We start from the raw sequence: 21,134 nt of genomic DNA, 5'->3' as shown, positions 1-21,134 counted from the left end.
GGAAACAGGACACAGGAAGGAGCCATCCGTCGCCATGCTTTCCACTTCCGGCCAGTCCCGCCGTATGCCCACGGAGTTGGGCGCGCGCGTGCTTCGTTGGGCGCGCGGCCCGACCTTCGCGCGCGACATCGTGCTCGTCCTGATCTTCAAGCTCGCGCTGCTGATGGCGCTGAAGTACGCATTCTTCAATCATCCGCAAGCCGAAAACATGTCGATGCGGCCCGCGGAAGTCGCACAGGCGATTCTTTCCGTGCCCGTGCCGCCCGAGTCGACTCCGCCGCAAGCGCACCAGGGGGACCACCATGCCCATTAGCGAAACTGTAGATCTCTCGCGCCTGCAGTTCGGCGTCACGGCGCTCTATCACTTCCTGTTCGTCCCGCTCACGCTGGGTCTTTCGTGGCTGCTCGTGATCATGGAATCGGTCTACGTGATGACCGGCAAGCAGATCTACAAGGACATGACGCAGTTCTGGGGCAAGCTCTTCGCGATCAACTTCGTGATGGGCGTCACCACCGGCCTGACGATGGAGTTCCAGTTCGGCACCAACTGGTCGTACTACTCGCATTACGTCGGCGATATTTTCGGCGTGCCGCTCGCGGTGGAAGGTCTGGCCGCGTTCTTCCTCGAATCGACGTTCGTCGGCCTGTTCTTCTTCGGCTGGAACCGCATGACGAAGGGCGGCCATCTGATCACCACGTTCTTTGTCGCGCTGGGCTCGAACCTTTCCGCGCTGTGGATTCTGATCGCCAACGGCTGGATGCAGAACCCGGTGGGAGCTTCGTTTAACTACGAAACCATGCGCATGGAACTCACCAGTCTGTTCCAGGTGATCTTCAATCCGGTCGCGCAGGTGAAGTTCGTGCATACGGTGTCGGCCGGTTATGTGACGGCGTCGATGTTCGTGCTGGGCATTTCCTCCTGGTATCTGCTGCGCCGCCGCGATACCGAATTCGCGTTACGCTCGTTTGCCATCGCCGCGGGTTTCGGACTGGCATCGACGCTCTGCGTGATCGTGCTCGGCGACGAATCGGGTTACCGCACCGGCGAAGTGCAGCAGATCAAGCTCGCCGCGATCGAGGCCGAATGGGACACTGCTCCGGCGCCCGCGCCCTTCACGCTGTTCGGCATCCCTAACCAGAAGGAACAGCGCACCGACTACGCGATCCGCATTCCGTATCTCATGGGCATCATTGCGACGCGCTCGATCGACGAACCGGTGATCGGTCTGCGCGATCTGATGGGCCGCGCCGAAGTGCGTATCCAGAACGGCATGCTCGCCTACGCCGCGCTGCAAAAGATGAAAGACGGCAGCGCCGATAACGACACCCGCGCCGTGTTCGAAGCGCACAAGGCCGACCTCGGCTACGGCCTGCTCGTGAAGCAGTTCGCGCCGAATGTCGTCGATGCCACGCCCGAGCAGATCAAGACGGCCGCGAATCACTCGATTCCGCCGGTCGCGCCGGTGTTCTGGTCGTTCCGCGTGATGGTCGGTCTGGGCATGCTGCTCCTGCTGACCTTCGTGCTGGCGTTCTGGTTCTGCGCGCAGCGCTCGCTGCTGCAGGACAACCGGCGCTGGTTCCTGCGCTGGGTCGTCTGGGCGATTCCGCTGCCGTGGCTCGCCGCCGAGTTCGGCTGGGTGGTCGCGGAAATGGGCCGCCAGCCGTGGACCATCGCCGAGGTGCTGCCGACGCATCTTTCCGCCTCGAGCCTCGCGCCCGGCGATGTGTGGCTGAGCCTCGCGGGCTTCGTGGTGTTCTACACGGCGCTATTCGTCATCGAGATCACGCTGATGTTCAAGTACGCGCGCCTCGGGCCGTCCGCGCTGCATACGGGCCGTTATTTCCACGAGCGCACCGCCACGGTGACGAGCGACAACCGCGTCGCCTGACCCACGCCATCGCCCTTTAAGGAACCACACCATGGACTACGCAACGCTCAAAGTGATCTGGTGGGTGCTGATCGGCGTGCTGTTGATCGGCTTCTCGCTCACCGACGGCTTCGACATGGGCGCGGCCGTGCTGCTGCCCTTCATCGGCAAAACGGATTCGGAGCGCCGCATCGTCATCAACACGGTGGGCGCGACCTGGGAAGGCAATCAGGTCTGGCTGATCACCGCGGGCGGCGCGATGTTCGCGGCCTGGCCGCTCGTGTATGCGGCGTCGTTTTCGGGCTTTTACTTCGCGATGCTGCTCGTGCTGTTCGCGCTGTTTTTCCGGCCCGTGGGCTTCGACTATCGCGGCAAGCGCGACAACCCGAAATGGCGCGGCGCGTGGGACTGGGCGCTGTTTATCGGCGGCTTCGTGCCGGCGCTGGTGTTTGGCGTGGCGTTCGGCAACCTGCTGCAAGGCGTGCCGTTCCAGTACGACAGCGACCTGCGCGTGACCTACTACGGCAGCTTCTGGGCGCTGCTCAATCCGTTCGCGCTGATCTGCGGGCTCGTGAGTCTCACCATGCTCACCGCACACGGCGCGGCGTTCGTGAAGATGAAAAGCGACGGCATCGTGGCCGCGCGCGCGTCGAAGGCGCTGCGCATCACGGCGGGCATCGCGGTACTGCTATTTATCGTGGCGGGCGCGCTGGTGGCGACGCTGATCGGCGGCTTCGTGATCACCAATCCTGCGCCCTACGATTCGGTCGCCAATCCGCTATTGAAGAGCGTGGAGCCCGGCACGGGATTGTGGATCAGCAACTATGTGCAGTATCCGTGGATGGCCATCGCGCCGATCCTCGGCATTCTGGGCGGCGTGATCGCCTTCGCGGTGGCCGGTTCGCGGCTGGAGAAAACCGCGTTCCTGGGCACTTCGCTGCTGATCATCGGCGTGATTCTGACGGCGGGATTCTCGATGTTTCCATTCATCATGCCGTCGTCGCTCGATCCGCGTTCGAGCCTGACGGTGTGGGATGCCACATCGAGCAAGACGACGCTGGAAATCATGCTGGTCGCCGTGATCATCTTCCTGCCGATCGTGCTCGCTTATACGACCTGGGCGTATCGCATCATGCGCGGCAAGGTGACGGTCGAGGCGATCGAGGACAAGCGCAATTCGCTGTACTGATTTCCGAATCCATCGCGGAGACAAAAAAACCGGCGCCAGGCGCCGGTTTTTTCATGAGCTTGCAGAACGTCAAGCCGATCTTTAAGCCGATTGCAGCGAGAGCGCCTGAGCGTAGCGCGACGCCGCGCTGCCCACGACGATGTGCAGCGTATCCGCCGACACCCACACCACATCCAGCGCACCGAGCCGCGCACGATCGACCGCGGAAGGATCGCGCACGATCACGCGCAGACGCGTCGACGCCACGGCATCGAGCGACACGATGTTCGCCGCGCCGCCCAGCACCGCGAGCCAGCGCGAGGGATCGGGATCGAGCGGACCGGCATCGGCCGCCGCAGCTTCGGCCGCCGCGACAACCGGTGCTGCCTTCACGGCGCTGGCCACAGGCGCGGCCGACGCAGCGACCGCAGCCGCAGGACGCCCACTCGCAATCTCACGACGAATCTCATCGGCGATGATGTCCGCTTCCGGCCCGATGATGACCTGCACGCTTTCGCCGCCGCGCTTGAGCACGCCACGCGCGCCAATCGCCTTGAGCGCCGGTTCGGAAACATGCGCCGGGTCCACCACGTTCAGACGCAGACGCGTCGTGCACGCATCGACCACCTTGAGGTTGGCCGCGCCGCCGAGCGCATCGATATAACGCGCCGCACGCGAAGCCGATGCGGCACCGCCCGCCGCCACGCCCGACATCGACGCCGCGATTTCCGTGTCGCCCGCCGATGCTTCACGGCCCGGCGTCGGCAGATTGAACCGGCGGATGAAGAAGCGGAACAGCCCGTAATACACGACCGCGTAGACGAGGCCGAGCGGAATCGCTTCCCAGCCATGCGTCGACAGACCGTAGTTCAGGAAGTAGTCGATCGCGCCCGCCGAGAACGTGAAGCCGAGCTTGATGTTCAGCAGCGAGCAGATCGCCAGCGACAGCCCCGTGAGCACCGCGTGGATGCCGTACAGCACCGGCGCGAGGAACATGAAGGTGAACTCGATCGGCTCGGTCACGCCCGTGAGGAACGACGTGAGCGCCATCGACAGCAGCAGGCCGCCGACCATCGCGCGCTTGTCCTTCGGCGCTTCGTGCAGCATCGCCAGACATGCGGCCGGCAGGCCGAACATCATCACCGGGAAGAAGCCGGCCATGAAGCCGCCCGCGCTGGGGTCGCCTGCGAAGAAGCGATGCAGGTCGCCCGTGACCGGTGCGCCGCCCGCCGGCGTGAAGGTGCCGAACACGAACCACACGAGCGAATTGAGAATGTGGTGCAGGCCCGTCACCAGCAACAGACGGTTCAGCAGACCATAGACGAAGGTGCCGATCGCGCCCGCCGTGGTGAGCCAGTGCCCGGCCGTATCGATCACGGCCTGCACCGGTCCCCACGCATAGCCGAATATCACGCCCAGCAACAGACACACGAGCCCGGTGATGATCGGCACGAAGCGTTTGCCGCCGAAGAACGCCAGGAACTCGGGCAGCTTGATGTCCTTGAAGCGGTTGTACAACATGCCCGCGACGACACCGGCCACGACGCCCGACAGCACGCCCATGTTCAGCTTGTCGTTGATGTCCTTCATCACGGCGGTTTCGACCAGATAGCCGAGCGCGCCCGCGAGCGCCGCCACGCCGTTGTTATCCTTCGCGAAACCCACGGCAATGCCGATCGCGAACAGCAGCGGAAGATTGTCGAAGATCGCGCCACCGGCATCGGCGATGATCTTGATATTGAGCATGTCGCTCTGGCCGAAGCGCAGCAGAATGCCCGCAACGGGCAGCACTGCGATCGGCAGCATCAGCGCGCGGCCGAGGCTTTGTATCTTGAGAAACGGATTGCCATCCATCGAACTGCCTCCAGTCCCTGTCTCTTGCGTGACGTATTGAGGTGAGAGAAACCGGCGCGCGATCGCTGCGCGCGCCGGCGTGATTAACGACGCTTAATGCAATGACTTAGTGCGATGACTTCGTGCACTTAATCAGGATACTCAACGATTGAATCTGCCGACCGCGTGAATCGCGGTCGAGCGGATCAGTCGAGCGGCCAGTGCGCGCGGCTTGCAGCGCGCACTGCTTGCGCCGATTCGAGCGCAAGGATGTCGAACACGCGTTCGCGGCATTGATTGAAGCCGAGATTGCGCACGCGCGCCTTGATCGTCGGCACGGAAACCGGATCGACCGACAACTCCGTGATGCCAAGGCCAACGAGCAGCGGCACCGCCAGCGGATCGCCCGCCAGCGCGCCGCACACGCCCACCCATTTGCCATGCTTGCTTGCGCCTTCCACCGCCACGGCAATCAGGCGCAGCACGGCCGGATGCAGCCCGTCGGCCTGCGCCGCGAGATCGGGCTGGCAACGGTCCATCGCCAGCGTGTACTGCGTCAGATCGTTGGTGCCGATCGAGAGGAAATCGGCATGGCGCGCCAGTTGATCGGCCAGCAGCGCGGCGGACGGCACTTCGATCATCACGCCCACTTCGATGCGGCCGGTGCGCCCCGCTTCCTTCGCGAAAGTATCGATACGTTCGCGCAGGCGGATCAGTTCGCCCACATCGGTGACCATCGGCAGCAGGATGCGCACCGCGCCGAGCGGCTCGACCGCGAGCAGACCGCGCAACTGATCGTCGAGCAGATCGGGGCGCACCTGGGCGAGGCGAATACCGCGCAGGCCCAGCGCCGGATTCGGCTCGGGCGGCAGCGTGAGGTAATCGACTTCCTTATCTGCACCCACGTCGAGCGTGCGGATGATGGCCGTGCGACCGTTCAGCGCCTGCGCGATGGCCTGATAACTTTCGCGATGCTCGTCGACGCTCGGCGCGGCCTGGCGATGGATGAACATCAGTTCCGTGCGCAGCAGGCCCACGGCGTCCGCGCCGTTTTCCACGGCGGTGCGTGCATCGTCGAGCGTGGCGATGTTCGCCGCGACTTCGACGGCATGGCCGTCACGCGTAGCGGCGGCCTGCTGCGAGGTCAGACGGTTCGCTTCGCGCACGCCCGCGAGGCGTTGCTTCTCCGCGCGCGCACGTTCGATGTCCTGCGCGCTGGGTGCGTGCAGCAGACGGCCCGCGCCCGCATCCACCACCACTTCCGTGCCTTCGGCGATCCGGTTCAGCGCATCGCCGAGCGCGACGATGGCCGGAATGCCCGCCTGACGCGCGATGATCGCCGCGTGCGAGGTCGCACCGCCGCGCGCCATCACGAGCGCGGTCACCCGCTTGCGATCGAGCGTGGCGAGGTCCGAAGGCGTGAATTCATCGGCGGCCAGCACGGCTTCGTCGGGCAACTCGCGCGTGACGTTTGCATTCGCTGTGCCGTTGGTGAGCGCGAGCGCGCGCAGCACGCGCTTTTCCAGATCGCGCAGATCGGCGGCACGCTCCGCGAGCAGCGGATCGTCCACCTTGCCGAGCACGGCGATCTGCGCGCGGATCGACTCGCGCCACGCAAAGCCCGCGCTCTTGCCGAGGCTGATGAGATCGCGCGCCGCGTCGATCAAAGTGGGGTCTTCGAGCAACACGCGATGCATCTGGAAAATGCCCGCTTCGCCGATCGCTCCGCGCTGCGACGCCGCGCGCACGGAGGTGTCGAGTTCGGCGTCCACCGCGGCAACGGCCTTGTCGAGCAGACGGCTTTCTGCCGCCGACGGCCCGCTCGCGAGTTCCACCGGCGCGATATCGGCATCGTCCCAGCGCACCAGCTTGCCGACCGCCACGCCCGGCGCCGCGCACACGCCCGAGAGCGTGCCCGGCGCGGCGCTGGTCGCCGTGGGCGCAGTCGCCACGAGCGCAGCCGGCGCCGGCGACAACGCACGCGCCGGCGCTTCACCGCCCTCGCCCGGCGCTGCGCGCAGCAATTCGTTGGCGACCGCATCGACGGCCTTCTGCGCCTCGCGGCCCATGCCGACGAGCTCGATCGTCGCGCCTTCGCCCGCGCCAAGACCCAGCAGGCCCACCACGCTTTCGATCGCCGCCTTGCGCTCGCCGAAGCGCACTTCCACGCGCGCCTCGATGCCGCGCACCGCTTCGCGCGCCCGCGCCGCCGGACGCGCATGCAGACCGCCCGCATGCGTGAGCGTGACGTTGCGGCGCACTTCGTCCATCACCAGATTCGCGCTGCCCGCCGCGCCCACCGTGTGCGCCGCGCCGTCACGCGCGCGCAGCACCAGCAGCGGCGTCTTGCCCGCTTCCACATGGCCCGCGCCCGCGCGCTGGATCACTTCGAACGCATCGGAGTTCGCCACGGCGATCACCGAAACGAGGCTCGGCGCCTCGCACGCCACGACATCGAGATCGAATTCGATCAACAGGTCGCCGCGACGCACCTGCGCGCCCTGCTCGACCTTGGGCGCAAAACCCTTGCCGCCCAGCTCGACCGTATCGATGCCGATATGCACGAGCACCTGCGCGCCTTCGGCGGTCTCCAGCGTGACCGCATGGCCGGTGCGCGCGAGATGCATGACGGTGCCGTCGCACGGCGACAGCAGCTTGCCCGCGAGCGGATCGATGCCGATACCGTCGCCGAACAGGCCTTCCGAGAACACCGGATCGGGCACCGCTGCGAGCGGCACGACCGGGCCGGTGAGCGGCGCGACCAGCGCGATGCTGCCCTCGCGCTGGCTCTGATCGGCGGAATTTTCCGGGTTCATCAGGCGAGACTCCTGGATGCGTTCCATCAGCTTTCCAATCTAGTGGGTTTCGGTGACTTTGTTCAGGTAACGCGGCTCGTCCGGGTTGCGGCCGCGCGCGGCGGCGAGGCCCGCCGCCATCACGTAGAACGAAAGAATCGCGGCGATCGGATCGAGTGCCGCATCGGCGCTTTGCGCGAGCGGCAGCGTGGCGCCTTCGACGCCCTCGGGCGCGGCCAGCAACACGCGCGCGCCGCGCTTTTGCATGTCGTGCGCGAGATCGACGAGACCCGCCTGCTCCGGCCCGCGCGGCGCGAACACCAGCAGCGGATAGTCGCGGCCGATCAGTTCCATCGGGCCGTGACGCACTTCGGCGCTGGAGAACGCTTCGGCCTGGATGCCCGAGGTTTCCTTGAGCTTGAGCGCCGCTTCCTGCGCGATGGCCAGACCCGCGCCACGGCCGATCACGATCATTTGTTTGACGTCGCGCAGTTCGTCGACGGCCTTCGACCAGTCGAGCGAGCCCGCGCGGTGAAGTGCATCGGGCAGTGCGCGCACGGCGTCGAGGAACGCCGCGTCGCGCTGCCAGAAGGCCACGAGTTGCGCGGACATCGCGAGCATCGCGATATAGCTCTTGGTGGCGGCCACGCTCAGTTCCGGCCCCGCCAGCAGCGGCAGTTCGGTGCCCGCGGCTTCGGCCAGCGGCGAATCGGCCACATTGACCATCGCCGCTGTCAGCGCGCCTGCGTCACGCAGCGCCTTGATGGTCGCGACGAGATCAGGACTCCTGCCTGATTGGGAGAAAGCAAGGGCAAACTGGCCGCTTACACGTAAGGGCGCCTGTTGCAGCGTGGCGATCGACATCGGCAGCGAAGCCACTGGCACGCCGAGGCGGCTCATGGTCAGCGCGGCGAAATAGCTCGCCGCGTGGTCGGAGCTGCCGCGCGCGACGGTGAGTGCGACGTGGCGCGGCGCGGCGTCGAGCGCAGCCACGAGCGCCTCGACGCGCGAGGTGTCCGCGAGCTGCGCGGCGACGACGCTGGCCGAGGCCAGCGCTTCTTTAAGCATATTCGACAATCGATTCTCCTTCGACATAGGTCGCGGTGAGCGCGAGGTCGCGATCGAACACGTTGACATCGGCCCAGGCGCCGCGCTTGAGGCGGCCCCGATCTTCGATGCCGAGGTAGTCGGCCGCGTAGCGCGACAGGCGTGCGGATACGTCCGCGATCGGCAAGCCGAGCGAGACGAGATTGCGCAACGCCTGGTCCATGGTGAGCGTGCTGCCGGCCAGCGTGCCGTCCGCAAGACGCACGCCGCCGAGGCATTTGGTGACGTGCTGGCTGCCGAGGCGGTATTCGCCGTCGGGCATGCCGGTCGCCGAGGTGCTGTCCGTCACCACGTAGAGGCGCGGAATCGCGCGCAGCGCGGCGCGGATCGCGCCCGGATGCACGTGCAGCAAGTCGGGAATGATTTCGGCGTATTCGGCATGCGCCAGCGCCGCGCCGACCACGCCGGGATTGCGGTGATGCAGCGGCGACATCGCGTTGAACAGGTGCGTGAAACCGCAGGCGCCGTGCTTGAGCGCGTTCACGGCGTCGTCGTAGGTCGCCAGCGTATGGCCGATCTGCACGCGCACGCCGCGCGCCGCCATCTCGCCGATGATCTCGATATGACCGGCGATTTCCGGCGCCACCGTGACCACGCGGATCGGCGCGATCGACAGATACTTGAGCACTTCGTCGAGCACGGCGGAGACCGCCGCGTCGGGCTGCGCGCCCAGCTTGCCCGGGTTGATGTACGGCCCTTCCAGATGCACGCCCAGCACGCGCGCACCGCCCGCCGTGCGCGTGCGGGCGACGTCGCCCAGACCCGCGACCACGTTCATCAGCTCCGCGCGCGGCGCGGTCATGGTGGTGGCGAGCAGGCTCGTGGTGCCGAAGCGCGCATGCGTGCGCGCGATGGTTTCGATGGCGTTGCCGGCTTCCATCACGTCGGCGCCACCGCCGCCGTGCACGTGCAGGTCGATGAAGCCCGGCAGGATGTAGGGCGCGTCGTTCTTCGCCGGATCGGCGGCCTCGCCCTCGATCGACGTGATGCGTCCGTTTTCGAACGTCAGCGTGCCGTTGATCCAGCCATCAGGGGTGAGAATGTTTCCGCTCAGCATGAGATTTTTCCGATATTGCACGCGGCGACGGCCTGCGCGCGGTCAGTCTTGACGGTGACGTGCATGAGAGAGTCATGGTGCGCGCAGGTGTTCCCGCACGCCGTATTTTTTGCGAGATTCGGTACGGTCATTGGCGCAGCTCCGCCACGAAGTCGTAGTAGCCGTCGCGGCAGTAGGTGTCGGTCAGCTCGATGGCGTGCTGGTCGCGCGAGAAACCCACGCGCGTAATCACGAGCAGCGCCGCGCGCGGTTCCACCCCCATCAGTTCGGCGATCTCGCCGGTCGCGTTGACGGCGCGAAAGTGCTGCAGCGCGCGCACCACCGGCATTTCGCGCGCCTCCAGATACGCATAGAGCGAACCGTCGAAGCCCTGCGGGTCCGGCACGATCGACACCGGCAGCGCCGAGTGCTCCACCGCCATCACGATGCCGTCCGCGCGGCGCAGCCGCCGCAGACTCGACACCGACGCGCCCGGCGACAAGCCAAGCTGCACGATTTCCTCGCGATGCGCGGGCCGCACGCCGCGTTCGAGCCACACCGAATCCGCCGTGAAACCGCGCTGCTCCATCTTTTTCGTGAAGCCGGTCAGGCGCGAAAGCGGATCTTCCACGCGCGGCGTGATGAAGCTGCCCGCGCCGCGTGCGCGCCGGATCAGGCCCTGTTCGACCAGCAACTCGATCGCCTTGCGCGCAGTGATGCGCGATACGCCGATGGCGTCCGACAGCGTGCGCTCCGAAGGCAGCGCCTCACCGGCCGACCAGACACCGCAATGAATGGCCGTGGCAAGGTTGCGCGCCAGCTGCAGATAGAGCGGCGTGACATTGCGCGCATCGGGCATCAGGGCAGACCAACGGGTTTCCATGGAACTCCGGCCAGCGGTTTGACGAATATCGTGGGGGTAAGGCTTCGATCAGATGCAAGCTGCTTCAAAAGCGAGCCCATTATATAACCACAATAATACCAGTCAACCTGCGCGACACTTATCGCCGATCAGATATAAACTTATTTAAAATCAACAATTTGCACGAAACCATAAGGCACCGGGAGGTGCCACTGGAACATTGGGATTTTCCCTGGATCGGAGTCCAGTGGGCTCTTTTGTGGTGACCATAAAAGGGCCATTTGGGCTCTTTCAATCGCCCGACGGAATTCAGCGTTGGATCCAATATGTAGGTTCAGACAAAGAACGATATCGCGCGCCTCTGACATCCCATATAGTGATAGCTGACCTACATCAACGAACTGACCACGGGGCCCCAGTTTGTCGAATGATTCCGACACGAGACGGCGTGCAGAAGCCGTCCTGCAGTTCAACCGCTTTTACCGCACATTTTTAGGTGCGCAGCAGGATGACCAGCCTGCCTCGCCGTTTTCGCTGACCGAAATTCGCGTGCTACGCGAGCTCTACAGCGGCGGCACGCAGACCTCCGCCACGCTGGCGCGTATGCTCTCGCTCGATTCCGGCTATCTGAGCCGTATCCTCGCGAGCTTCGCGCGACGCCATCTGATCGCGCGCGCCGCCTCGCAGGCCGATGCGCGCCGCAGCTTCATCTATCTGACCGAAACGGGCCGGGAAACCTATGCGTCGCTCAAGAACGCAGCCATCGGCGGTCTGGCGGAACGGCTCGGCAAACTCTCGGCGGCCGAACAGGAAGAATTGATTGGCGCGATGCAGGTCGTGCAACGACTGCTCGGCTGAAAAAACAAAAAAGCCGCGCCATCGAAATGGCAGCGGCTTCTTCGCTTGCGGGACTGACAGTGCGCGGCACGCGGGCCGCGCTACGTCATACGCTTAGAACGACGGGACCATCGAGCCCTTGAATTCGTTCTTGATGAACTGGCGCACGTCTTCCGACTGGTACGCAGCAACCAGCTTCTTCACCCACGGCTTGTCCTTGTCCTGCGCGCGCACGGCGATCAGGTTGGCGTACGGGCTGTGGATGTCTTCGATCGCGATCGCATCCTTGGTCGGCTGCAGGCCGGCGGCCAGCGCGTAGTTCGTGTTGATCACGGCGGCGTCCACGTCGCCCAGCGCGCGCGGCAGTTGCGCGGCGTCGAGTTCGACCAGCTTCACCTTCTTCGGATTCGACGCGACATCCAGCGGCGTAGCGTTGTTGCCGTTCACGCCTGCGCCTGTGCGCAGCTTGATCAGGCCCTTGCTTTGCAGCAGCAGCAGCGCGCGGTTTTCGTTCGACGGATCGTTCGGCACGGCGACCTTCGCGCCTTGCGCCAGGTCGTTGAGCGACTTCAGCTTCTTCGAGTACACGCCGATCGGCGAGATGTACGTGAGGCCGGCGTTGACGATCTTGTAGCCGCGCTGCTTGATCTGGCTGTCGAGGTACGGGCCGGTCTGGAAGCTGTTCGCGTCGAGGTCGCCCGAATCGAGCGCCGCGTTCGGCTGCACGTAATCGTTGAACTCGATGACCTTGACGTTCAGGCCTTCGCGCTTCGCGACCTTCTGGACGACGGCCCACACCTGGGCGTCCGGGCCCGACACCGTGCCGACCTTGATGACCTGGTCGTCTGCGCGTGCGCCGAAGCTGGCTGCGAGCGTGGTGGCGGCGACGCCGGCGAGGAGTACTTTGATCAGATTTCTGCGCTGCATGGAGATGGTAGTTCCGCTTGTTGCTTGTTTATTACGTTATCGAGCCGCTGGGCCGCATTGTGTGCCGCCCGCGGCAGACATAAATGCTCTCATATGGCACCGGCCCCGCGAAATATAGAAATCGCATACTGGTATGCCCGCGGGCTGGGCCGGCGCGCGCCAGTGTGGCGCATCGGGCTTTCAGGGAGCCTGCGAGCCCCTGAAATACCCGCTTGAAATCAGTTGCCGTCGTTCGAACCGAGCAGGATCTTGAGATCGTGCACCCAGGGCGTCACGCCCTGACCGTCGCGCGCGAACAGACGCAGCTTGCCGGTGGTGTCGAACACATAGCTCGCGGCGGTGTGATCCATCGTGTAACCGTCCGCGGTCTGGCCCGGCACCTTCGCGTAATAGACGCGGAAATCCTTGGTCACCTGCTTGAGCTGCGCGTCGTCGGCCGGGCGCAGGGCGATGAAGGTGGGATTGAAGGCGCTCACGTACTGGCCGAGGATCTGCGGCGTATCGCGCTGCGGATCGACGCTCACGAAAATCACCTGCACGCGCTTTTCGGCATCGGGCCCCAGTTGCTGGAGCGCCTGCGACAGCTCGGCCATGGTGGTCGGGCAGACGTCCGGGCAATGCGTGTAGCCGAAGAACAGCACGACCACCTTGCCCTTGAAATCCGCCATCGTGCGGGTCTTGCCGTTCGAATCCGGCAGCGAGAAGTTGTTGCCGAACTGCGTGTTGCCGGTGATGTCGAGATTCGAGAACGACGGCGGCTGCTGGCCGCAGCCTTCGAGGCCGAGCGTCGCGCCAAGCGCGCCCGCCGCGGCAAGCGCAACCACCGTGGCGCGCGCGAGGCGCGCAAGTGTGCGTCGGGTCATCGTCTTATGCCCCGATCAGTGCGTGCACGTAATGATCGACGAGCAGCGCAACGAACAGCAGCGAGAGATAGATGATCGAGTAACGGAACATCGCACGCGCGAGGGCATCCGAATACTCGAGGTAGATCTTCCACGCGTAAGCCAGGAAGACCGCGCCGAGCAGCACGCTCGACACCAGATACACCAGACCGCTCAAGCCCGAAATGTAGGGCATCAACGCGACCGCGAAGAGAATCAGCGAATACAGCAGCATGTGCAGACGCGTGTACTTTTCGCCGTGCGTGTTGGGCAGCATTGGCAGGCCGGCTGCTTCGTAGTCCTTGCGGCGATACAGCGCGAGCGCCCAGAAGTGCGGCGGCGTCCACACGAAGATGATCAGCACGAGAATCCAGGCGTCGCCGGGCACGTGGCCGGTGACGGCAGCCCAGCCGAGCGCAGGCGGCATCGCGCCCGACGCACCGCCGATCACGATGTTTTGCGGCGTAGCCGGCTTGAGCAACAGCGTGTAGATGATCGCGTAACCGATGAAGGTCGCCACGGTCAGCCACATGGTCAGCGGGTTGCAGAACGTGTACAGCACCCACATGCCGATGCCGCCGATCACCATCGAAAACAGCAGGATCTGCCGGCTCGTGATCTCACCGCGCGCGGAGGGACGCCACGACGTGCGGCGCATGCGCGCATCGACTTTTTGTTCGACCAGACAGTTGATCGCGAAGGCCGCGCCGGCCGTCAGCCAGATGCCGACGGTGCCGCCGATCAGTTGCTGCCAGGGCACCATGCCCGGCACTGCGAGGAACATGCCGATGACCGCGCAGAACACGGCCAGCTGAGTCACGCGAGGCTTGGTGAGGGCCAGATACTGCGACATCCGGCTGCCGGGCGACTGGGGGAGGGTTGTACTTTCCATAGGGCGGGATCACACCGCAGCGGTGTCGCGCGCAGGGAGAACGGCGCGGCCGGGGCGGCTACAAGCAATTCGAAAGTTTAGCACGACGAGCAAAAGCAGCAGGATCGCCGCGCCACCGTTATGGGCCACCGCGATGGGCAGCGGCCATTGCAGGACGATGTTAGAAAGTCCTGTCAGAAACTGGATTGCGATCACGATCAGAACCCAGTTCGCGGGGCGGCGCAACGAGGCATAGCGCCGCATTTTGAGGGCGAACCATACCAGATATGCGATGACCGCGAAGGCAAACGTGCGGTGCGTCCAGTGAATCGCGACGAGCGCATCCTGGGTAATCACATCGCCGTTTCCATCCATGCCGAGCGCGCGCCAGAGATGAAAACCGTGATGGAAATCCATCGGCGGAATCCAGGCGCCGTTGCAGGTGGGGAAGTCGGTGCAGGCGAGCACGGCGTAGTTCGTGCTGACCCAGCCGCCCAGCGCGATCTGCACGATCAGCAGCACGAGCGCTGCGAGCGCGGCCACGCGCCAGCGTGCGGCGTCGGGTTCGAACGCCGGCAGCGGCGTCATGCGCGCGCCCAGCCAGGCGAGCGTGCCGAGCAGCGTGAGGCCCAGCAACAGATGCGTCGTGACGATCACCGGTTGCAGCTTCATCGTCACGGTCCACGCGCCGAAGATGCCCTGCACGAGAATCAGGCCGAGCAGCGCGGTGGGCCACCACGGCGACACATGCAGCGGCAGACGCTTGATGCGCGCGCGCCAGGCGATCGCCATTTGCGCAATGATCAGGACACCGATAGCCATCGCGAAGTAGCGGTGAATCATCTCGATCCACGCCTTCGACATGCTCACGGGGCCGCTCGGCATGGCCAGATGCGCGGCGGCGATCTGCACATGCGCGATGAACGGCGAGGACGTGCCGTAACAGCCCGGCCAGTCCGGGCAGCCGAGGCCCGAATCGGTCAGGCGCGTGAAGCCGCCGAACATCACGAGGTCCAGCGTCATGAACGTCGTGAGCCACACGAGCTTGCGGAATTTGTTGTCGTCGGCTTTGACCCACACCCACGAAAGCGGCAGCAACGCGATGCACAGGCCGATCAGGCCCAGCTCCAGGATAAACATCTCTCTTACTCTTCTCTGTCAGAACTCGCGCTGCGCACCTTAACCGATGCGGGACCACTTGAGGAGCTTAGTCACGTCTTGTTTGATCTTTGACGGATCGGCATGCGCGGGGAAACGCTCCATCAGGTTGCCGTTGGGATCGACCAGGTAGATGTGATCGGTGTCTTTGGTGCTGTCGGTGGCGGGCAGCCACGCGGCCAGGGCGGCGGAATCCGCGCGCAGCACGCGCGTGTCCGGGTAGGCGCTGCGCACCACGGCGGGAACGCTGGCGTCGTCGGTGCGCAGCCAGACCGTGAGCACGCGCTCGCGTTCGGCGCCTTGCGTCGCGCGCACCTGACGCATGAAGTAGAGCTTCTGCACGCAGGCTTCGTTGCAGGCGCTGCCATCGACGGAAATCATCAGCCAGCGGCCGCGCAACGAATCGAGCGGCACTTCATGGCCGTCGTCGCCGGTCACTTTCAGCGCGGACGGAATCGGGCGCTGCGGCTCGATCAGCGTGCCGTAGCTCGTGCTGCCGCCCTTCGGCTTGATCACGTAATACGTGAAGTACGAAATGACGATGGGCGCGCCGCAGATCAGCGCGATCAGCAGCAGCATCCAGCGGCCGCGCCGCCAGGAACCTTGTTGCGGCGCGCCGTTCGAGCCGGCCGCGTCGCGGGAAACCTGCGTGGTATCGGGAGAATGCGTCGACACTGCATGAACCTCGTTTCTGTCGCTTCCTGTTGACCGTGCGCTGCCGGATTGCAGCGCCGGATTGCCAGCGATGCCTGACGATTGCGTTACGTCGAAATCGTCAGGCGTCCTTCGCGCCGTGTACCGGCCCTTGTGAACCTGGCGAGCCTTGCGTGCTCTGCGCGGCTTGCATGCGCTCTTTTGTCGCAGCCCGGCGGGCCGCGTAAAGACCGAATCCGAGCGCCGCGACCGCCATGCCCCACCACTGGAACATGTAGCCGTAATTACGCTCGACGTCCGTGGCCGGTGCGGGCCAGTCGCGCACGAGACCGTCCGTGAGGGCCGGCGCCGTGGACGATACGAAGCCCGTCTGCTGGATCACGAACGGCTGCAACGGCAGCCCGGTTTCCGTCGCGAAGGAAGCGACGGCCAGATTCTGCCGGATCTTCTGATGCGCTGCAGAGCCGCCGGCACCCAGCTCGAACGCGCGCGTAGCATCCGCGCGCGCGATGCCCTCCACTTCCACCGGCCCTGTCGGCGTCACATAGGGCGCGATCCGCGTGCGATCGTCGATGCTGCGCGGCAGCCAGCCCCGGTTGACCAGCACGTAGCCGCCGTCGTCCAGTTTAAGCGGCATCACCACGTAAAAGCCTGGCTGGTCGTTATAGGGACGATTGTCGAGATACACCACCTGCGCGGGCAGGAACGTGCCCTTCGCACGCACGCGATGAAATTCGATGTCCTTGAGCGCGAGCGGCACGGCGCTCACCGTCTGCGCGCTGGCGTTTTCGAACTGCGTGATCTGCGCCTGCAAGGCTTCCTTCTGATGCGCGCGATCGCGCTGCCAGAAGCCGAGCCGGATCGTCACGGCCATCACGATCAGGATCAGCAAGGCGGGGACGAGCCGGATCTTCATCGGGCACGACCGATGCGGCACATACGGCTGATCGAACCCCGCGCGCCCAGGCGCGGTGCGATAATGAGACAGGCTTTTTCAGACATACGAGACTCCGCAAACTTCGCCGCACATCCCGCCGTGAACTTCATGCACATACTCGTCCCCATTGCCTTCGCGCTGATCATCGCGAGCATGATCTCCGCGCTCTATTTCATGATGCACGACCGGGGCCGCACCAAGCGGATGGTCTGGTCCCTCGCCACGCGCGTGGGCTTTTCCATCTCGCTGTTCCTGTTCATTCTGTTCGCGCACTGGATGGGCTGGATTCAGCCGACCGGCATTCCGCTCGGGCGCTAGGCGCTCGACTTCTTCAGCACTGCCGCGCATTCTGCGCGACTGCAAAAACCAAGGCGCCGCGCCGACCATGTCGGAGCGGCGCCTTCGTGTTTCAGGCGCGCCGCGTGAGCCGCCGCGCGCGCCATCGGCATCAGAGCCAGTAGACCACCACGTAGAGGCCGAGCCACACCACGTCCACGAAGTGCCAGTACCAGGCCGCGCCTTCGAACGCGAAGTGATGTTCGGGCGTGAAGTGTCCGCGAATCATGCGGAACATCACGACCGCGAGCATCGTGCCGCCGAGGAACACGTGGAAACCGTGGAAGCCCGTCAGCAGGAAGAAGGTCGAACCGTAGATGCCCGAAGCGAGCGTCAGATTCAGTTCGTTGTACGCGTGAATGTATTCGAAGGCCTGCAGGCAGAGAAAGCAGAAGCCCAGCACCAGCGTGCCCGCGAGCCACGCGATGGCCTTCCTGCGATGGTTGTCGCGCAGCGCGTGGTGCGAGACCGTCAGCGTCGCGCCCGACGAGAGCAGCAGCGCGGTGTTGATGGTCGGCACCGGCCACGGCGTCATCGAGCGGAAGTGCGAGACCAGCGCCGCCGGGCCGTTGTTGGGCCACACCGCCGCGAAGTCCGGCCAGATCAGCTTGAAATCGAGGCTGCCGAGCTGATGCAGCGCGATCTGGCGGGCGTAGAACAGCGCACCGAAGAACGCGCCGAAGAACATCACTTCGGAGAAGATGAACCAGCTCATGCTCCAGCGATACGACACGTCGACGCGTTTGCCGTACATGCCACCCTCGGATTCGGCGATCGCGTCGCCGAACCAGTGCCAGAGCGTGAAGAGCAACCACAAGAGTCCGATCACCACGCCGATCGGCGCCCACGAGTCGCCGTTGATCCACGACGCGAGCGACGACAGCATGACCAGCAGGCCAATGGCCGCGCTGATCGGATGCCGCGACGGGTGCGGTACGAAGTAGTACGGGCTATCGTTTTGACCGCTCATGCCTGTTTCTCCAGTTTCCAGTTGCTCCCGGACGCTGCCGGTGTCTCTGCGTTATTCATTGTTCGTCGCGCTTGGCGCACGGCGATTGCGTTGCGACCGCTCTACTTGCCGACGACTGCGTGCACGATCAGCAGCAGCACGACGATAAACAGGATCGCGCCGAGAATGCCCGCGCCGATCAGCGCCGCCGGATGCAGTTGCGCGGCGTCGGATTCCAGATCGGCACGCTTGCGCACGCCGAGAAACGACCACGCCACCGCCTTCACCAGTTGCAGCACGCTGCCCTTCTTCGCTTTTGCCGCGCCTGCGCCGCTGTCGTCGTTCATCGCCGCCTCATCCTGACTCACGCTCCGGCCGCCTGCTTCGGCGCCTGCGGCACCGCCGGCTTGTTCAGCTCGAAGAAGGTGTACGACAGCGTGATTGTCTTCACGTCTTTCGGCAGTTTCGGATCGATCACGAATACCACCGGCATGCGCTTCGTTTCGTTCGCCTTCAAGGTCTGCTGCGTGAAGCAGAAGCACTCGATCTTGCGGAAGTATTCGGTTGCCTGTTTCGGCGCGTAGCTCGGAATCGCCTGCGCGTCGATCGTGCGTCCTTCGTTGTTCGAAATGTCGTACATCACCGTCATCACTTCGCCGGGATGCACGTCGATGCTGTTCTGTTCCGGCTTGAAACCGAGCAGCCCGCGCGCATTGGCGTCGAGTTCCACCGACACCGTGCGCGTCATATCGACCTGCGTGTTGCGCGCCTCGCGTGCGCTTACATCTCGCTGCACCAGATTGTTGACGCCCGCGACCTCGCAGATCGCGCGATACATCGGCACCAGCGCCCAGCCAAAGCCGAACATCAGCAACGCCACCACCACGAGCTTGATCAGCATCGAGCGGTTGAATGCGCGGTCGCTACCTGCGTGCTGCGTGGACATCGGACTTCCTCGAACAGTGTGCGGGCACGACGCCAGCGCGTCAGTGTCCGGCGAAATACACCTGCTTCACGACGCCGCCCAGAAAGAACGCCGCGGCGACCAGCAGCAGAATCAGGCCGAGCCGGCGGTTGCCCGCGCGAATCTGCTCGGGCGTGCGTCGTGTCTGAGAATTACGCGTCATGCTTGCAGTACGGTTGGCCGCGGCGTGTTCATCCAGCGCGACTGGCGTGATTCCCTGCATCGTGAATCGCTCCCTGCGTGAATCGTGCGGCTGCGTTGCTGTTTCGATGTGTCCGGCCAGGCCATACATGAACCCGGACACTGTATGTCGAGCGGGTTTTATTCGACCGTCGGCGGATTCTCGAAGGTGTGGAACGGCGCCGGGCTCGGCACGGTCCATTCGAGGCCGGTTGCGCCATCCCAGGGCTTGTCGCCGGCCTTTTCCAGCTCGCCGCCGCCGCGATACGCGGGCAGCGCGACGAAGAACAGGAAGTACACCTGCGACAGACCGAAACCGAATGCGCCGATCGTGATGACCTGGTTCCAGTCGGTGAACTGGGCCGGATAGTCGGCGTAGCGACGCGGCATCCCGGCGAGGCCGACGAAGTGCATCGGCAGGAACGCGACGTTGAAGAACACCAGCGAGCACCAGAAGTGGATCTTGCCGCGCATCTCGTTGTACATCCAGCCAGTCCATTTCGGCGACCAGTAGTACCACCCCGAGAACAGCGCGAATAAGGACCCCGCCACCAGCACGTAGTGGAAGTGCGCCACCACGAAGTAAGTCCCGTGATACTGGATGTCGAGCGGCGCCATCGCCAGCATCAGACCCGACAGCCCGCCGAACGTGAACACGATCAGGAAGCCCACGGCCCACAGCATCGGCGTTTCGAACGAGAGCGAACCGCGCCACATCGTCGCGACCCAGTTGAACACCTTCACGCCCGTGGGCACGGCGATCAGCATGGTGGCGTACATGAAGAACAGCTGGCCCGTCACCGGCATGCCCGTGGCGAACATGTGGTGCGCCCAGACCATGAACGAGAGAATCGCGATCGACGCCGTGGCGTAGACCATCGAGCTATAGCCGAACAGCGGCTTGCGCGAGAACGCCGGAATCACCTGCGAGACGATCCCGAACGCCGGCAAGATCATGATGTAGACCTCGGGGTGACCGAAGAACCAGAAGATATGCTGGTACATGACCGGGTCGCCGCCGCCTGCCGCATTGAAGAAGCTCGTGCCGAAGTGGCGATCGAACAGCAGCATGGTGATCGCGCCTGCCAGAACCGGCATCACGGCGATCAGCAGATAAGCGGTGATGAGCCACGTCCACGCGAACATCGGCATCTTCATGAGCGTCATGCCCGGCGCGCGCATGTTCAGGATCGTGACGACGATGTTGATGCCGCCCATGATCGACGAGGCGCCCATGATGTGGACCGCGAAGATCGCGAAGTCCATGCCGGGGCCCATCTGCGTGGAAAGCGGTGCGTAGAGCGTCCAGCCCGCGGCGGTCGCGCCGCCCGGCACGAAGAACGAACCGACCAGCAGACACGCTGCGGCGGGCAGCAGCCAGAAGCTGAAGTTGTTCATGCGCGCGAAGGCCATGTCCGATGCGCCGATCTGCAGCGGCACCATCCAGTTCGCGAAGCCCACGAAGGCCGGCATGATCGCGCCGAACACCATGATCAGGCCGTGCATCGTGGTGAGCTGGTTGAAGAACTCGGGGCGCATGATCTGCAGGCCCGGTTCGAACAGCTCGGCGCGGATGCCTAGCGCCATCACGCCGCCCGACAGGAACATCACGAACGAGAACAGCAGGTACAGCGTCCCGATGTCCTTGTGGTTGGTGGCCATCAGCCAGCGGCGCCAGCCGTGCGGCGTCGCGTGGGCGTGGTCGCCATGCACGTGACCGTGCCCCCCAGCTACATCGTGTCCGATGCTAGACATGACTTATCTCCTGAAG

General features: G+C 64.6%; 21 protein-coding genes. 5 read left to right on the top strand and 16 right to left on the bottom strand.

Annotated elements, in window-relative coordinates; genetic code table 11:
* The first annotated feature begins 34 nt into the window (after positions 1–34).
* The 3 genes from cydP to cydB are packed head-to-tail and all read left to right on the top strand — an operon-like array spanning position 35 to position 3,057.
* Positions 35–313, top strand: coding sequence for a cytochrome oxidase putative small subunit CydP (gene cydP, locus U5A67_RS00175; RefSeq protein ID WP_205984065.1), 279 nt, complete (start codon positions 35–37; stop codon positions 311–313).
* A complete protein-coding gene (locus U5A67_RS00170; RefSeq protein WP_321815876.1) occupies positions 303–1,889 on the top strand; it encodes a cytochrome ubiquinol oxidase subunit I in 1,587 nt (528 codons plus the stop codon). The genes cydP and U5A67_RS00170 overlap by 11 nt, the downstream gene beginning before the upstream one ends.
* Before the next feature lie 31 nt (positions 1,890–1,920).
* Positions 1,921–3,057 carry a cytochrome d ubiquinol oxidase subunit II gene (gene cydB / locus U5A67_RS00165; protein WP_321815875.1) on the top strand — a complete coding sequence of 379 codons (1,137 nt, stop codon included), beginning with the start codon at positions 1,921–1,923 and terminating at the stop codon, positions 3,055–3,057.
* Positions 3,058–3,138: 81 nt separating this feature from the next.
* Here the strand turns inward: cydB and nagE are convergent, their stop codons facing one another.
* The 5 genes from nagE to U5A67_RS00140 form a co-directional block, all read right to left on the bottom strand.
* Positions 3,139–4,890: an N-acetylglucosamine-specific PTS transporter subunit IIBC gene (gene nagE / locus U5A67_RS00160; RefSeq protein ID WP_321815874.1), complete on the bottom strand. Its 1,752-nt coding sequence runs from the start codon at positions 4,888–4,890 to the stop codon at positions 3,139–3,141.
* A gap of 185 nt (positions 4,891–5,075) precedes the next feature.
* Positions 5,076–7,712, bottom strand: coding sequence for a phosphoenolpyruvate--protein phosphotransferase (ptsP, locus tag U5A67_RS00155; protein WP_415767490.1), 2,637 nt, complete (start codon positions 7,710–7,712; stop codon positions 5,076–5,078).
* Positions 7,713–7,724: 12 nt separating this feature from the next.
* Positions 7,725–8,732 carry an SIS domain-containing protein gene (locus U5A67_RS00150; protein WP_321815994.1) on the bottom strand — a complete coding sequence of 336 codons (1,008 nt, stop codon included), beginning with the start codon at positions 8,730–8,732 and terminating at the stop codon, positions 7,725–7,727.
* Positions 8,725–9,828 carry an N-acetylglucosamine-6-phosphate deacetylase gene (nagA, locus tag U5A67_RS00145; protein ID WP_205984070.1) on the bottom strand — a complete coding sequence of 368 codons (1,104 nt, stop codon included), beginning with the start codon at positions 9,826–9,828 and terminating at the stop codon, positions 8,725–8,727. The genes U5A67_RS00150 and nagA overlap by 8 nt, the downstream gene beginning before the upstream one ends.
* A gap of 127 nt (positions 9,829–9,955) precedes the next feature.
* Positions 9,956–10,690: a GntR family transcriptional regulator gene (locus tag U5A67_RS00140; RefSeq protein WP_205984071.1), complete on the bottom strand. Its 735-nt coding sequence runs from the start codon at positions 10,688–10,690 to the stop codon at positions 9,956–9,958.
* A gap of 399 nt (positions 10,691–11,089) precedes the next feature.
* On the opposite strand from U5A67_RS00140, the gene U5A67_RS00135 reads away from it, so the two are divergent.
* Positions 11,090–11,527, top strand: a complete 438-nt coding sequence (locus tag U5A67_RS00135) for a MarR family winged helix-turn-helix transcriptional regulator (RefSeq protein ID WP_205984072.1) — start codon at positions 11,090–11,092, stop codon at positions 11,525–11,527.
* Positions 11,528–11,620: 93 nt separating this feature from the next.
* Here U5A67_RS00135 and U5A67_RS00130 read toward each other — a convergent pair whose 3' ends face one another.
* The 6 genes from U5A67_RS00130 to U5A67_RS00105 form a co-directional block, all read right to left on the bottom strand.
* On the bottom strand, positions 11,621–12,433 hold the full coding sequence (locus tag U5A67_RS00130; protein ID WP_321815873.1) for a MetQ/NlpA family ABC transporter substrate-binding protein: 813 nt from the start codon (positions 12,431–12,433) through the stop codon (positions 11,621–11,623).
* A gap of 218 nt (positions 12,434–12,651) precedes the next feature.
* Positions 12,652–13,296: an SCO family protein gene (locus tag U5A67_RS00125; RefSeq protein ID WP_205984074.1), complete on the bottom strand. Its 645-nt coding sequence runs from the start codon at positions 13,294–13,296 to the stop codon at positions 12,652–12,654.
* A gap of 4 nt (positions 13,297–13,300) precedes the next feature.
* Positions 13,301–14,206, bottom strand: coding sequence for a heme o synthase (cyoE, locus tag U5A67_RS00120; protein WP_321815872.1), 906 nt, complete (start codon positions 14,204–14,206; stop codon positions 13,301–13,303).
* 9 nt (positions 14,207–14,215) lie between these two features.
* Positions 14,216–15,325, bottom strand: a complete 1,110-nt coding sequence (locus tag U5A67_RS00115; protein ID WP_321815871.1) for a COX15/CtaA family protein — start codon at positions 15,323–15,325, stop codon at positions 14,216–14,218.
* A 39-nt stretch (positions 15,326–15,364) separates the two neighbouring features.
* The gene (locus tag U5A67_RS00110; RefSeq protein ID WP_321815870.1) at positions 15,365–16,018 is read right to left on the bottom strand and encodes a cytochrome C oxidase subunit I; all 654 of its coding nucleotides are present in this window, start codon (positions 16,016–16,018) and stop codon (positions 15,365–15,367) included.
* A 100-nt stretch (positions 16,019–16,118) separates the two neighbouring features.
* Positions 16,119–16,913, bottom strand: coding sequence for an SURF1 family protein (locus U5A67_RS00105; protein ID WP_321815869.1), 795 nt, complete (start codon positions 16,911–16,913; stop codon positions 16,119–16,121).
* 129 nt (positions 16,914–17,042) lie between these two features.
* On the opposite strand from U5A67_RS00105, the gene U5A67_RS00100 reads away from it, so the two are divergent.
* Positions 17,043–17,252: a twin transmembrane helix small protein gene (locus U5A67_RS00100; protein ID WP_027815714.1), complete on the top strand. Its 210-nt coding sequence runs from the start codon at positions 17,043–17,045 to the stop codon at positions 17,250–17,252.
* A gap of 130 nt (positions 17,253–17,382) precedes the next feature.
* Here the strand turns inward: U5A67_RS00100 and U5A67_RS00095 are convergent, their stop codons facing one another.
* From U5A67_RS00095 to ctaD, 5 genes are all read right to left on the bottom strand, one after another.
* On the bottom strand, positions 17,383–18,240 hold the full coding sequence (locus U5A67_RS00095; RefSeq protein WP_205984079.1) for a cytochrome c oxidase subunit 3: 858 nt from the start codon (positions 18,238–18,240) through the stop codon (positions 17,383–17,385).
* Between the two features lie 101 nt (positions 18,241–18,341).
* Positions 18,342–18,566: a DUF2970 domain-containing protein gene (locus U5A67_RS00090; protein ID WP_205984080.1), complete on the bottom strand. Its 225-nt coding sequence runs from the start codon at positions 18,564–18,566 to the stop codon at positions 18,342–18,344.
* Between the two features lie 17 nt (positions 18,567–18,583).
* Positions 18,584–19,165, bottom strand: coding sequence for a cytochrome c oxidase assembly protein (locus tag U5A67_RS00085; protein ID WP_415767483.1), 582 nt, complete (start codon positions 19,163–19,165; stop codon positions 18,584–18,586).
* Positions 19,166–19,205: 40 nt separating this feature from the next.
* A complete protein-coding gene (locus U5A67_RS00080) occupies positions 19,206–19,346 on the bottom strand; it encodes a cytochrome oxidase small assembly protein (RefSeq protein ID WP_205984082.1) in 141 nt (46 codons plus the stop codon).
* Between the two features lie 158 nt (positions 19,347–19,504).
* Positions 19,505–21,118: a cytochrome c oxidase subunit I gene (gene ctaD, locus U5A67_RS00075; protein WP_183722503.1), complete on the bottom strand. Its 1,614-nt coding sequence runs from the start codon at positions 21,116–21,118 to the stop codon at positions 19,505–19,507.
* Between the last annotated feature and the right edge of the window lie 16 nt (positions 21,119–21,134).

Origin of the sequence: Paraburkholderia sp. J69-1, from assembly GCF_905220255.1 — a bacterium.
Taxonomy (GTDB): Bacteria; Pseudomonadota; Gammaproteobacteria; order Burkholderiales; family Burkholderiaceae; genus Paraburkholderia.
Note: the sequence above shows the minus strand (reverse complement) of the source record. Positions and strands in the feature narration are given on the sequence as shown.